Origin of the sequence: Clostridium tanneri (genome assembly GCF_033659955.1) — a bacterium.
Taxonomy (GTDB): Bacteria; Bacillota; Clostridia; order Clostridiales; family Clostridiaceae; genus Clostridium_AM; species Clostridium_AM tanneri.
In genome coordinates this window covers 1-14,303 of the sequence record NZ_JARUJP010000033.1, presented here as the reverse complement: position 1 = coordinate 14,303, position 14,303 = coordinate 1, and the positions used below count along the sequence as shown (strand labels likewise).

The 14,303-nt window shown below is 31.7% G+C and carries 12 protein-coding genes; 7 read left to right on the top strand and 5 right to left on the bottom strand.

From position 1 onward, the window contains the following. Positions 1–106: 106 nt before the first annotated feature. Positions 107–2,128 (bottom strand): ATP-dependent helicase, encoded by a 2,022-nt coding sequence (locus P8V03_RS17480; protein ID WP_318799157.1) that lies wholly within the window; start codon positions 2,126–2,128, stop codon positions 107–109. A gap of 178 nt (positions 2,129–2,306) precedes the next feature. On the opposite strand from P8V03_RS17480, the gene P8V03_RS17475 reads away from it, so the two are divergent. Then, positions 2,307–3,788 carry a nicotinate phosphoribosyltransferase gene (locus P8V03_RS17475; RefSeq protein WP_318799156.1) on the top strand — a complete coding sequence of 494 codons (1,482 nt, stop codon included), beginning with the start codon at positions 2,307–2,309 and terminating at the stop codon, positions 3,786–3,788. A 165-nt stretch (positions 3,789–3,953) separates the two neighbouring features. Here P8V03_RS17475 and P8V03_RS17470 read toward each other — a convergent pair whose 3' ends face one another. After that, a complete protein-coding gene (locus tag P8V03_RS17470) occupies positions 3,954–4,184 on the bottom strand; it encodes a hypothetical protein (RefSeq protein ID WP_261672051.1) in 231 nt (76 codons plus the stop codon). Between the two features lie 294 nt (positions 4,185–4,478). Between P8V03_RS17470 and P8V03_RS17465 the strand changes: the two genes are divergently transcribed. Then, positions 4,479–4,868 (top strand): winged helix-turn-helix transcriptional regulator, encoded by a 390-nt coding sequence (locus P8V03_RS17465; protein WP_261672050.1) that lies wholly within the window; start codon positions 4,479–4,481, stop codon positions 4,866–4,868. A gap of 106 nt (positions 4,869–4,974) precedes the next feature. After that, positions 4,975–5,322, top strand: coding sequence for a hypothetical protein (locus P8V03_RS17460; protein ID WP_318799155.1), 348 nt, complete (start codon positions 4,975–4,977; stop codon positions 5,320–5,322). Positions 5,323–5,373: 51 nt separating this feature from the next. On the opposite strand, the gene P8V03_RS17455 is transcribed toward P8V03_RS17460, so the two are convergent. Then, complete coding sequence (locus P8V03_RS17455; protein ID WP_318799154.1) at positions 5,374–5,979, bottom strand: NUDIX hydrolase; 606 nt, start codon at positions 5,977–5,979, stop codon at positions 5,374–5,376. Positions 5,980–6,198: 219 nt separating this feature from the next. On the opposite strand from P8V03_RS17455, the gene P8V03_RS17450 reads away from it, so the two are divergent. The 3 genes from P8V03_RS17450 (at position 6,199) to P8V03_RS17440 (ending at position 9,478) form a co-directional block, all read left to right on the top strand. Then, a complete protein-coding gene (locus P8V03_RS17450) occupies positions 6,199–7,464 on the top strand; it encodes a D-alanyl-D-alanine carboxypeptidase family protein (RefSeq protein ID WP_318799153.1) in 1,266 nt (421 codons plus the stop codon). Between the two features lie 176 nt (positions 7,465–7,640). Next, complete coding sequence (locus P8V03_RS17445) at positions 7,641–9,155, top strand: MBL fold metallo-hydrolase (RefSeq protein ID WP_318799152.1); 1,515 nt, start codon at positions 7,641–7,643, stop codon at positions 9,153–9,155. 74 nt (positions 9,156–9,229) lie between these two features. After that, positions 9,230–9,478, top strand: coding sequence for a CPF_0552 family protein (locus P8V03_RS17440; RefSeq protein WP_261672045.1), 249 nt, complete (start codon positions 9,230–9,232; stop codon positions 9,476–9,478). 35 nt (positions 9,479–9,513) lie between these two features. On the opposite strand, the gene P8V03_RS17435 is transcribed toward P8V03_RS17440, so the two are convergent. Both P8V03_RS17435 and gap read right to left on the bottom strand, forming a co-directional pair. Next, the gene (locus P8V03_RS17435; protein ID WP_261672044.1) at positions 9,514–10,596 is read right to left on the bottom strand and encodes a 4Fe-4S dicluster-binding protein; all 1,083 of its coding nucleotides are present in this window, start codon (positions 10,594–10,596) and stop codon (positions 9,514–9,516) included. 207 nt (positions 10,597–10,803) lie between these two features. Next, positions 10,804–11,856: a type I glyceraldehyde-3-phosphate dehydrogenase gene (gap, locus tag P8V03_RS17430; RefSeq protein WP_261672043.1), complete on the bottom strand. Its 1,053-nt coding sequence runs from the start codon at positions 11,854–11,856 to the stop codon at positions 10,804–10,806. A 754-nt stretch (positions 11,857–12,610) separates the two neighbouring features. Between gap and gltX the strand changes: the two genes are divergently transcribed. Further along, on the top strand, positions 12,611–14,065 hold the full coding sequence (gene gltX, locus P8V03_RS17425; RefSeq protein WP_318799151.1) for a glutamate--tRNA ligase: 1,455 nt from the start codon (positions 12,611–12,613) through the stop codon (positions 14,063–14,065). Positions 14,066–14,303 lie beyond the last annotated feature (238 nt).

Below are 14,303 nucleotides of genomic sequence, written 5' to 3'. Positions count from 1 at the left end.
ATACTCCTTCATAGATTTTTTTCTCCTAGGTTTTAAGGCCTTTAGAGTCCCTATATTTTAATATGTGTAAAAATGCTGCATTAAATGCATTTTAAGGAATTGTTGCTTAGTATTTATGTAATAATCCACTATCAATAACCACTAATGCATCAAACTTTCTTTCTATACCATTACTAAAAATAATACTTATATATTTTCCTTCAATTTTAGATATCTTTCCACTACCATAGGTTTTGTGGACTATATCTTCCCCCAATTGATAAGGAATGTTAACTGCCGCTTCCTTCTTATGTAGCTCCTCTACACCTATGTCAAATTCCTTAATAAATCTCGAAAGTGACCTACCCCTTCCTTTCAAGGTTTTAGTGGTGTACATATATATATTATGTATTGCTCTTGTAATTGCTACATAAAATAATCTTCTTTCTTCTTCTAGGTTTTGCGGAATACTGTTTATGTGAGGTATAACTTCCTCGTCACAGTTAATTATAAATACGTTAGTAAATTCCATCCCTTTTACACCATGTATTGTACTCAAAACAACTCCATTTGTGTCCTTAGACTTTTTTTTAAGCTGATCCTTTAGAGTATCTATATGAAGAAGGAAGTTGGTTATACTATTATAATCTTCTGCAGCTTCTTTAAACTCTTCCAAAACATCCTTCAGTTCCGAAGTATCAGCTTTCACTCTCTGACTATATTCTCTTATATAGTCCAGGTACCCTAAATTATTTATGATAAAATTTATTGCATCCTTAAGATTCATTTTATTTAACCTTAGAATATCCCTCTCTAAAGTTTCAATATTTTTAATTTGAAAAATAGGCATATCCTCTATATTTCTTAGTATTTCTAAGCAATTGTCTTTAATTATACTTTTTCTAACTTTCTCAATATTAACCTTACTAATATATCTAAAGGGCTTATTTATTATTCTTACAAAGCTTTCTCTATCAGTACTGTCAATACTTAGCTTTAAAAAAGCTATAATATCCTTGCATACAAAGTGTTCAAAAAAATCATACTCCTTGTCCATAAGCATAAGGGGGATATCTTTTTTTAATAAGGCTTCAATAATACTTCTACTCTCCATATTGGTCCTATATAAAATCGCCATGTCTTTGTAAGTATAGTTATTTTCTTTAATTAAGCCCTCTATACTTTCTATAATTCTTTCTGACTGACTTTTCTCGTTTTCCACATTATATATCTTAATGTTTCCCCTTTCACTTTTACTGGCTTCAATTTCCTTGTTGTTTCTGTTTTTGTTATTTTGAATTAACTTTTTTGATAGGGAAACTATATTCTCTGAGCTTCTATAATTAATACGCAAAAATATCTTCTGTCCATCTTTGAAATATCTGTCAAACTCAACCATACAGTCTGGTCTTGATCCCCTAAAACCATATATACATTGATCTTCATCTCCTACTGCAAATATAGAGTTCTCTACTCCAAGCATTTGTAGCAACTCGACTTGAAGTTTATCGCAATCCTGAAACTCATCAACTAGTATATATTTAAAAAGTGATCTGTATCCATCTAGAAGTTCTGGTTTTTCTAGAAACAATTTTTTTGTATTAAGCTGAAGATCATCAAAATCCATCAGTCTATTTTCCTCTTTATAATTCTCATAAGCAGTAAAGCATTCTCTAAATATTGCCTTATCTATCTTGGATTTAAAGTCATTTATATCTACTTGGCTATTTTTAAAAAGTGAAATATCATTAATTACCTCCTTAACTTTTTCATCACTTACAGAGTCAAGAAAGGAGATTAGCACTCCATTAACTAACTTATAGACCTCAGAGGTTTTTATTATATTTATATCTCCTTTATGCCTAGATAGTATTTTATAAAATAAGGCATGAAAGGTTCCAAAAAAAGGAGACCTGCTAGCTTTTGTTAGCTTTAAAAATCTTTCCTTCATATTCAAAGCAGCAGCCCTTGTAAAAGTTATTACTATCATGTTATCAACACTAACCCTTTTATTGACTATAAGATGTACAATTCTACTTATAATAACAGTAGTTTTGCCACTGCCTGGTGGGGCTACCACCAGAACATTTTTATCTTCTGCAAATACTGCCCTTTTTTGGTATGAATCTAAATTATTATTTCCAATCATCATTTTCTCCCTTTGCATAATTCAACTTATAAATATATAATATCTATTATATATTTATAAGCTTACAATAGTAGACTTTTTAACACTATTGTAATAATTTTAGTAAAGTATTACAATGTGTATATACATAATTGTTAACTTTATTCATTTTATTAAAACATGTAGAGGAGTTTTTGTTATGGAATATACTAAGAATTTTGATGTGAGAAACGGAAGAAATCTTACAATGCTAGTAGATTTTTACGAACTTACAATGGGCAATGGGTATCTTGAAAGCGATATTGGAAACAAGATAGCTTATTTTGATATGTTCTTTAGAAGAGTTCCTGATGGCGGTGGCTACTGCATAATGGCTGGGGTGCAACAGGTGATTGAATACTTATCCAACCTTAAGTTTTCCAAGGATGACGTTGAGTACTTAAAGAGTAAAAATATATTCTCAAAAGAGTTTTTGGATTATTTAGAAAACTTCCAATTTAGCTGTGATGTCTGGGCAGTTCCAGAAGGAAACCCGGTGTTTCCAAATGAGCCTTTAATTACTGTTAAAGGTCCAGCTATTCAGGCACAATTTATTGAAACTATGATTCTTCTTACAATAAACCATCAAACTTTAATAGCTACTAAAGCCAATAGGATTTGTAGAGCTGCAGAGGGAAAGTCTGTAATGGAATTTGGTTCAAGAAGAGCTCAAGGTTACGATGGAGCTATATACGGTGCTAGGGCTGCTGCTATTGGAGGTTGTTCCTCTACTGCATGTGCTATCGCAGAGCAAATGTTTGGAATTCCAGCCATAGGTACCATGGCTCACAGTTGGATTCAGTTATTTCCAACAGAATATGAATCCTTTAAGGCTTGGGCTGATGTATACCCAGATAACTGTATCTTACTTATTGATACATACAATGTACTTAAGTCCGGCCTACCTAATGCTATAAAGGTTTTCAATGAAGTCCTTATTCCTAAAGGTTATAGACCTAAGGGTATAAGAATAGACAGTGGTGATATAACTTATCTCTCAAAAAAATGCAGGGAAATTCTTGATGCAGAAGGTTTCAGTGATGTAAAAATCATTGTATCAAATTCTCTTGATGAATTTATTATCAGGGATGTATTAAGTCAAGGAGCTCATATAGATTCTTTTGGCGTTGGTGAAAGACTAATTACTGCCAAATCAGAGCCAGTCTTCGGAGGAGTATATAAGTTAGCAGCAGTGGAAGATAACTCTGGAAATATAGTAGCCAAAATAAAAATAAGCGAAAATGAAGAAAAAATAACAAATCCAGGCTTTAAGAAGATCTATAGAATATTTGATAAGGCAGAAAATAAAGCTATTGCTGACTTAATAACGTTAAACGATGAAGTAATAGACGAAAATGAACCTATAGAAATATTTGATCCTGTTTTTACTTGGAAAAAGAAAAAGATTAAAGAGTATTATGTTAAAGAGCTTATGGTGCAGATTTTTGATAAGGGGCAGCTAGTCTATGAAAGTCCTGAAGTTATGGATATAAGAGAAATTGTTAAACAAGAAACTGAACGAATGTGGCCAGAGGTTTTAAGATTCGAAAATCCTCATACTTACTATGTAGATTTATCAAAAAAACTGTGGGATTTAAAACAAGAATTGCTTCATAAGTATTCAAGTAACTATGAAGAATAGCTTGTGCAATTAGTAAAAGCGGCGATATAGCCGCTTTTATGTTATAATCACCATTTTATATTTTTAAAATTATATATCAAAACAGCACTTTTCTCTTTTTAACTATTAATTCTACTAGTCTTTATCTTAATTATAGATTAAAATATCTTACCCTTTGTCCATTCTTTATAGATATTGATTATGTCTCTCTAAATAAGTTTCTCTTATAAAGTTTAAGTCTCTTTCTAAAAAGTCTAAATCACTTTTTTCACTATCAACCCTGTGCATCTTATAACTAGGAACATTTTTAAAAGGACAAATACCGCCTGTCCCTTTGTAGTTATATAAAGCACAATCCTTAAAACACTCTACATCATTCTCGTACGTTGATAAAAATGGGCATTCCTCCATTATCATACACCCTCTCCTAAAAAGATATTATCATGTTACCCCTATTATACAACAACCATATGTAAAAATGAATATAATTTACCAAATTTTAAAAATTTTCATTCCTTTGCTATTTGGACTTTTGTTTTACTAATATTTCTTTAGCATTAATTAAATTGAATAATGCCTGTATAAGTGATATAATCTTGGATAGTTACTTTATTATAAAGTACATCTTTAATAGTAAAAAAGTATAAAAAATATACTTAGTTTACATGCATCCCATCATCCATCGTAGCAAATTTAAAGGGGAGTTGTTTTATGGACAAGGAAATCAAAGTCATGAAGATAAGAAATAAAGAATATACCTGTTCTGTGGAGTTAACTTTGGATATAATAGGCGGAAAATGGAAACCCTTAATTCTATGGCACCTGGGAACAGGAGGAACTAAAAGGTTCAGCGAAGTAAAAAAATCTCTGCCTGGAATTACCCAGAAAATGCTAACTCAACAATTAAGAGAACTTGAAGCAGATGGTATGATTAATAGAAAAATATACCCCCAAGTTCCACCAAAGGTTGAATATTCTTTAACAATTGAAGGAAAAAGCTTGATGCCTATTTTAGACACTATGTGTAAATGGGGAAAAGAATATTATGAAAAAGTTCAAAAATGCTTGGAACTAGAAAAGGATCATTCCGTCGCAAAATAAATTAATGTAAATAAGTAGCTTATACCATTAAAGTATATACTACTTATTTTTTTATTTTTTGGTTAAACTAACTATGATAAAAATTTATTGAAAAGGAGTTGGTCATATGTATCTTCCAAGTATATCCCTTTCATATTTCTTTTTAGCAGTAGCTATAATTGCAATTGCTGCCTACTTATATTTTAGACTTTTGACAGTTAAAAGTTCTCCTGATAACTCTAATAGAGAAAAAATAATTGGGAATATGAAAGATCCGGAGAGTTGGAGAGAAAGAAATAGAAAAATGTCCTATGTTTGTATTTTCTGGTTTGTGGTTTCTATAGCAGCTTTTGCGTACTTGAAATTTTTATATTCAGTTGCCTTAATTCCAATAATTTATTTAATCATTTATGCGGTACTTATAGTTTTGTCTTTAATATTTTTTCCACGGACAAAAAAGAAGGCTTCTGCTTAAAAGCCTTCTTTTTTCTTTCATCCTAGTAGGTAATTAGTGTATATATCCATATTAATCTGACTTTATTATATCGATAAAACTTTTAATAATAAGAGCTGTGAATCCCCATATAATATAATCATTATATTTATAAAAATACTCAGGTATCTTTCCAACCCTAAATTGATAATCCTTACCATTCCTTATTAAATGGTAAGGAAAATCCTCTCCTGGATTCGGTACTAAAGGCAATTCGAAAAGCTCTGGTGAACTCTCTATAAAAAACTCTAGCGGAACCTTAAATACATGGTCAACTTCTTCTCTATTAGGCTTAATTTCACTTTTATTTAGCTTCGCAACAAAAGGATACATTATAAAACCATAAGGAGTAACTACATAATCCATATCTCCTATTACTTCTATATCATCTCTTTGTAAGTTCAATTCTTCCATAGTCTCTCTTATAGCCGCTTCTCTCGGTGTTTCTCCCTTTTCTACTTTTCCACCTGGCAGACATATATCGCCAGGTTGTCTTCTCAAAGTTAATGATCTGACCTCAAAAATAACACTTGTTTTTTCACCTTCGTCTAATAGTAAAATAGTTACTGCACTCTTTTTATGATTTCCTAAGATACCGGCTTCTCTATTTTTAAAGCTTTTCTCTACCTTATTTAACATACAACATTCCTCCACTCCTGCAATAGGTTTCACTATAGTTATTTTGTGATAACTTTCGATTAATTTTTTATAACCAGGTTCATATAGATTGTAAATTTTTTTTCTAAGTGTTATACTTTAAAATAGTTCTGTAGATAAATAAAACCTTATCTATAGTCTAATTATAATATTTAATATTGTAATATGTATATAAAATTATTGTAAATGGAGAGATGAGCCGTGAAATCAAAAAAGTTACCTTTATTATTATCGTTTTTTCTTACTTTCTCACTAACCTTTAATGTATTTGCTGCAGAGGATACGACAAAAGTAGAACCTGAAATTCATGGTAAAGCAGCTATTACAATAGATATGAAAACAGGTGAAATAATTTATGCAAAGGATATAGACAAGCAAATGTATCCTGCAAGTACTACAAAGCTTTTGACAGCATTACTTCTTGCAGAAAATAAAGGCAAGACAGATATGCTTAGTTATACAGAAGGTGCTAAAAGTCAACCTGAATATTCTCTTAACATAAACTTACATTCTATCGATGTAGGCGAAAAGATGTCTGCCGAAAATGCTATGGACGGTCTTTTACTTTATTCCGGAAACGATGTTGCTTATATGATTGCTGAAAATGTAGGAACAAGTGCAAAAGATTTTGAAAATAAAATGAATGAAGAAATAAAAAAATTAGGTCTTAAAAACACCCATTTTATTACACCTAATGGGCTTCATGATGCAAATCATTATACTACAGCTTATGATTTAGGTATAATTGCTAAGACTGCCTCTCAGAATTCATGGGTAAAAGAATCTATGGGTAAGTTAAAAAGTACCATAAAGACTTCCAAAGGTACAACATTCATAATAGAAAATAGAAATAAACTTTTAGGACAAGATGGTTATATTGGAGGTAAAACTGGATATACTGCCGCTGCAGGAAGGTGCCTTGTAGCTGTAAAAGAAAAGGATGGACGAAAAATTCTAGGAGTTGTGATGAATTCAGTATATGACCAAAATGATACTATGGTTTTTGAAGATATGAAAAAAATTATGGACTGGAGTTATTCTATAAAGCCTGAAACTCTACATAAAAAAGACTCAGTAATAACAACTAAAACTGTTAAGTATAAGCCTTTAGGATTTATAGGCCCAGAGAGAACTATAGATGTACCAGTAGTAATAAAGGATGATAGCAAATACTACAACAATGCAGTAAATAAAAGTGAATTAAAAGAAGAAATAAAGCTAGATAACATAACTGTTGCAAGCTTAAAAGGAAACAATCCCATTGGTACTTTAGCGATTAAAGAAAGAAACGCATCTAAGGATTATAAACTATACGCAAATGTGCCGAAAGGAACAGTTACAAAGACTAACTTACCTATATATGGTGTAGCAGCTCTTGTAGTATTAGCTGCAGTTGCCGTTGTAGCGTTTATAGTTAAAAAAATACTAGATATTAAGAGAAGAAGAAGAAGAGGAAAGTATATTTAATTTATAAAAGAGAGAGCATACCGGTTTTTATACTGGTATGCTCTCTCTTTTAGTTGTTTAAGTTTTTGCGTATACATTTACCTACATATGAAAAAAATAAATATCACCTGTAATTAACATAAACTTTTTTAAATTATAATATGATTAATACAAGCAATATACAAAGGGGGATTTAGATGAAAATTGAATTTAATGGCGCAGCTGGTTGCGTTACCGGCTCCTGCCACTTACTTAAAGTTAAGGGTAAAAACATTTTGTTAGACTGCGGGATGTATCAAGGAAAAGATGAGCATGATAGAGGTAACGAAAGCTTCTTCTTCAATCCTAAAGACATTGATTTTGTAATTCTATCCCATGCCCATATAGATCATAGTGGGAGGATTCCTCTTCTATATAAGCAGGGATTTAAAGGAACTGTCCTATGCACGGAAGGAACATTAGATCTGTGTAATGTAATGCTGGCAGACAGTGGACATATTCAAGAATTTGAAATGGAGTGGAAAAATAGAAAAAGAATTAGACAAGGTTTACCTTTACTAGAACCTCTATATACCTCAAAAATAGCCCAAGTTTCCATGTATCTTTTTAAAGGATATCCTTATGACCAATGGGTGGAACCTTTCGACGGCTTTAAAATTAGATTTAGAGATGCTGGACACCTATTAGGTTCAGCTATAATAGAAATGCTTATATCTGAGGATAATAAACAAACTAAAATTGTTTATACCGGAGATCTTGGAAATAAGCATATACCTATATTAAAAGATCCTACTATTATTGATTACGCAGATTATGTAATTATGGAGACCACCTATGGTAACAGACTTCACGGCAATTTATCCTCAGAACTAAAGGATTTCGCAGATATTATAAAAGGTACCTTTAGAAAAGGAGGTAATGTTATAATCCCTTCCTTTGCTGTAGGAAGAACCCAAGAGGTTTTATATGCTTTAAATAATTATATAGAAAATAATATGCTGCCAAATGTTTCTGTTTACGTAGATAGTCCTCTAGCCTCTGAATCTACTGCAATATTTGCTAAACACCACAAATATTATGATGATGAAGCTACCAAGCTTTTAAATAGTGGAGATGACCCTTTATGGTTCAATGGTCTAACCTTTACAAAATCAGCTGAAGAATCGATGAAACTTAATAAAATTCAAAAAGGAGCAATTATAATATCTGCTAGCGGCATGTGTGAGGCTGGGAGAATAAAGCATCACTTAAAGCATAATTTGTGGAGAAAAGAATGCTCTATAGTATTTGTAGGATATCAAGCGGAAGGCACATTAGGAAGAAATATAATTGAAGGTGCTAAGAAGGTTAGGATATTTGGCGAAGAAATTGCCGTAAATGCAAAGATTTATAACATGCACGGTCTTTCAGGTCATGCAGATCAGAATGGCCTTATAGACTGGCTAGAAGGGCTAAGAGCTAAACCAGAGAAAGTAATACTAGTTCACGGGGACAGTAACGCCCAGCAGGGATTTAAGGAGTTACTAGAGCTCAATGGCTATTCTACTTTTATAGCTAAACCTGGTGATAGCTTTATACCTGGTAAGTTACCACAGAAATTTAGCTTAGTTAGAAATAAGATTGTCTCAATTGTCAATTCTGTTGAGGATTTAGATGCTATGGATAAGAACCTTCTATTAGATCAGATAAGAGATGCTATAAAAGACATTTAAACTATTAATCTTTAAAAATAATTTTTTAGGTAATAATAAAGATATATTCAATTTATTAATTAAGGAGTGATTTTGTGGAAAGTGTGATTATGGCTCTAACAATTGATCCAAGAACAGCTCATGCACCTCAAGTACAAACGGTTTTAACTAAACATGGCTGTATAATTAAAACCAGGATAGGTCTTCATGAAGTTCATTCAGATCATTGTTCTGAAAAAGGTTTAATAATTTTACATATCTGTGCAGAGCTTGATAAAATAAAGGATCTTGAAAGAGAGCTTTTAGATGTAAAAGGTGTATCCGTAAAATATATGACACTATAAAAAACCCCCATCTCCAGGATGGGGTTTTTACTTGGTTAAATTTTTATTGCCAGCTCTGGACATCTTGTTATACACAATCCACATCCAAAGCACTTTGTCTTATTTATAACAGCTGTATCCTTAATTTCTATAGCATTATAGGTACAGCCTCTAGCACATTTTCCACAGGATATACATCTTCCCCTGTCTATATTAGGAAAAACTGGTGAAGTTATTACCTTCCTTTCAGCTATCTTCCTAGCTGTTAAGCCTCTTATTTCCTCAATAGTATTGTACCCATGGTTATTTAACCAACTATCCATTTCCCCTATTATTCTAGAGTATACAGTTGGTCCTTCCAGTATAGCTGCAGTACAGATTTGGACAGCAGATGCTCCTGCCATAACCATAGCTATTACATCTTCTCCGCTAGAAATTCCTCCTGCTCCAATTACAGGAACCTTTACAGAATTTGCTATAGAATAAACATACCGTAGGGCTATTGGATTTAAAGACTTACCTGAAAGCCATCCATATCCTTTTTCGCTACCAAGATAGGGTAATCCCGTTTCTATATCGATATTGAGACATGGACCTAAGGAGTTTATTGCGACAAATCCATCAGCACCTTCCTCTACCAGTCTTTTTACATACCATCCTATCTTAGTAATACCAGGGCTGATTTTTATATATACGGGTTTATCAGTGAGTTTTGCTATTTTTAAGGATTTGATTACAGGCTCTATATCCTTTTCCATGTAATGAGTTGATATTTCTATTACATCTGCATAAGGAGATACTATAGGTATCAGCCTTTCTATTTCTTCTGCAGTATATCCTAAGCTTACTATAAAAGGTACTCCAGAATACTTACACTTTTCATATTCCTCCTTTACCCACTGTTCTGCAGATATTTCAGACCATAATTCACTATTTAAAAAAAGTCCACTTTTAGTTTGCTGCATACAGGGCCTCGGTATTTCCGCCGGCTCCTGAGAAATGGTTTTTGTAACTAAAGCTCCTACGCCCTGTCTTACACATTCCATCATACACTCAGCATTTCTAACCTGTGGACCAGCAGCAGGCATAACTGGATTCTTTAATCTTATGCCACGAAGGTTTACGCTTAAATCTGCCATATAACTCCCCCCAATCAATTATTCTATTAAATCATCAGCATTTCTAAATATATATAAATTAAGTTTTAAACCCTTCTATATAAATAATTTCTACATTTTTTATTATTTTCCTTCTTAACAAAATTACTCTATTCTAATAACTCCCTCATTAAATTATATTAGTTATATAAAAAAATTATGGCTTTCCTTTTGGAAAGCCATAATTTTTTAGCTGTTAGCAGCTATATCCATATCATAGTCGTATTGTTGTTGCATTAACTCAGCAACATAGTTTACAAGATCTATAGTTCTACAGGAATATCCCCATTCATTATCATACCAAGAAACTACTTTTATCATGTTATCACTAATTACCATTGTTGATAAACCGTCTACTATAGAAGACCTATCATCACCTTTATAATCTATAGATACAAGTGGTTCCTCTGAATATCCAAGTATTCCTTCCATATATCCTTCTGCAGCTTCTTTAAATGCATTGTTAACCTCTTCTACTGTAACAGGTTTGGATAGTTCACAAACTAAATCTGTTAAGGAAACTGTAGGAGTTGGTATTCTTACTGAGAATCCATTTAACTTTCCTTTAAGATTTGGAAGTACCTTTTCTACAGCTTTAGCAGCACCTGTAGTAGTTGGTATTATTGACTCCCCTGCTGCTCTTGCTCTTCTCAAATCCTTATGAGTTTTATCTAATATTCTTTGGTCATTTGTATAGGAATGTATAGTTGTCATTAGTCCCTTTACAATTCCAAAGTTATCGTCTAAAACTTTAGCGAAAGGAGCTAAACAGTTAGTAGTACAAGATGCATTTGAAATTACACTGTGATTTTCTATATCTAAATCCTTTTCATTTACTCCCATAACAACAGTAATGTCTTCATCCTTTGCTGGAGCAGTTAATATAACTTTTTTTGCACCAGCCTTTATGTGTTTCATAAGTTTTTCTTTAGTTTTAAAGATTCCTGTAGATTCGATAACTATATCTACACCAAGTTTTTTCCATGGCAAGTTCTCAGGATCATTTTCATTATATATTTTAATTTCGGAACCATTTATTATAATAGAGTTTTCTGTAGTCTTTATGTTTCCTCTAAATCTTCCATAACAAGAATCATATCTGAAAAGATGAGCTAAGGTATCACTATCTGCTCTAGCATTAATAGCTACAATCTCAACGTTATCATCTAATCTTTCCTGAGCAATTCTAAGTGCTGCTCTTCCTATCCTTCCAAATCCATTAATAGCAACTTTTATAGACATTTATTTTTCCCCCTAAATCTTGTATGATATATTATTCAAATAATTACACATCATAATATCTTTATTTATTAATAATATATGCACACTATTTAATATATGTGCTATATTATTTATAACAATAATATTTATTTATGTCAATTATATTTTACGTATCTTTATTAGGGAATATCTCAATCTTTCATTATATATCTTAATTTTGCTACACTATATACCCATTTATATATATTTTATACTTATATGGTTAATATCTTATTACCGTTCTGCTGACATTACTCCACCTGTGGAATATGGCAGCGACATGATTAAATATATCATCGAAGAATATAAGTCCTCAATTATAGAAAAGCTCTTTTCTCATCCTTCATTTATATAAATATAGGATATATTCTTTTGTAGATATAACTAACTTTTTAGATGGAAATTTACACACAAGAAATGAAGCTGTCTCTATAATAAGGATTATAGTTAAAAGTATTGCTAATATTAAGTCAGTTGAAACATCACTTTTCCAATTTATCATATAGATTACAATAGTTACTATCATTAATGAAATTGCTGAAAAGCTTGTTAAAAATAATGCACTCCTCTTTGATAAATTGTAAACAAATCATTGATAATAAAAATTGTAGAACATAAATGTAACTTGACACAAAATGTTCATTAGTATATCATTTAATAAGAGTAATATTTTTCTAAACTACCTTTCGTCCAGGTGATGAGAGGTTTTTATTTTAAAGAAATAGGAGTGAAAAAAATGGCTAAAATTAGAACAAGATTTGCGCCAAGTCCAACAGGATATATGCACGTTGGTAATTTAAGAACTGCATTATACGCTTATTTAATCTCTAAGCATGAAGACGGCGATTTTATATTTAGAGTTGAAGATACTGACCAGGAAAGATTTGTAGAGGGAGCTCTAGATATTATCTACAATACTTTAAAGATTACAGGATTAAAGCACGATGAAGGTCCTGATATAGGCGGACCTGTAGAACCATATGTGCAAAGTGAAAGAACAGCTATATATTTAGAGTATGCAAAAAAACTAATAGACAAGGGTGAAGCTTATTATTGTTTCTGCACAAAGGAAAGACTTGATGCTTTAAGAACTGATGCAGAAGCTAAAAAACAAACACCTAAATATGATAAACATTGTCTTCACCTCTCAAAAGAAGAAATCGAGGAAAAGTTATCATCTGGTATTCCTTATGTAATTAGACAGAATAACCCAACTACTGGAACAACAACCTTTGATGATAAAATTTATGGAACTATCTCTGTAGACAATTCCGAACTTGAAGATATGGTATTGATAAAATCTGACGGTTTCCCTACATATAATTTTGCTAATGTGGTAGACGATCACCTTATGGGGATAACCCATGTTGTTCGAGGAAGTGAGTACTTATCATCATCTCCAAAATACAACAGACTATATGAAGCTTTTGGATGGGAAATTCCGATTTATGTTCACTGTCCTCCAATAATGAAGGATGCTCAGCATAAGTTAAGTAAGAGAAATGGAGATGCCTCCTTTGAAGACCTAATTAAAAAAGGCTATCTAAAAGATGCAGTTCTAAACTACATAGCTCTTTTAGGTTGGAATCCAGGTACTGAAAAAGAGATATTTAGCTTAAAAGAATTAGTTGAAGTATTTGACTATAGAAACATAAATAAATCGCCATCAATATTTGATGATGTTAAACTAAGATGGATGAACAGCGAATATATTAAAATGTTAACCTTAGATGAGTTTAATAAAATGGCTCTTCCTTATTATAAGGAAGTAATAACTAAAGACTTAGACTTTATGAAGATAAGTGAACTAATGCAAACAAGAGTTGAAATATTAACACAAATTCCTGAGCTTATAGATTTATTTGAGGATCTACCTGAATACTCAATTGATATGTATCTACACAAAAAGATGAAAACTACTTTCGAAAATTCCTTAGAGACTCTTGAAAAAATATTACCTAAATTCGAAAACATAACTGATTGGAACCTAAATAATATCCAAAATTCCTGCATGGAGTTAGTGGAAGAACTAGGCGTGAAAAATGGTATCGTGTTATGGCCAATTAGAACTGCTGTATCTGGTAAACAATCCTCTCCAGGAGGAGCCTTTGAAATAGCTGAAATTCTAGGTAAAGAGGAAACAATAAGAAGAATAAAAGTAGGTATTGAAAAACTTCAGACTGCTAAATAAAGCTGTATTCTGATTAAAGAGAACCTTAAAAGTTAAATATAGTTACCTATATATGGACAGATCTCTATCGTTCTGTCAACCTTAACTTAGAAAACAGCCTCTAATACTGACTTTAATTTAAAAAGGATTCAAATTTTTCGTTGTATCTTTTCAAGAACTGAAAAATTTGAATCCTTTTTATATCACATTTAGGTTATCGGCATAAGAGGCTGTAATTCTTATATTTGTAAATAAAAAA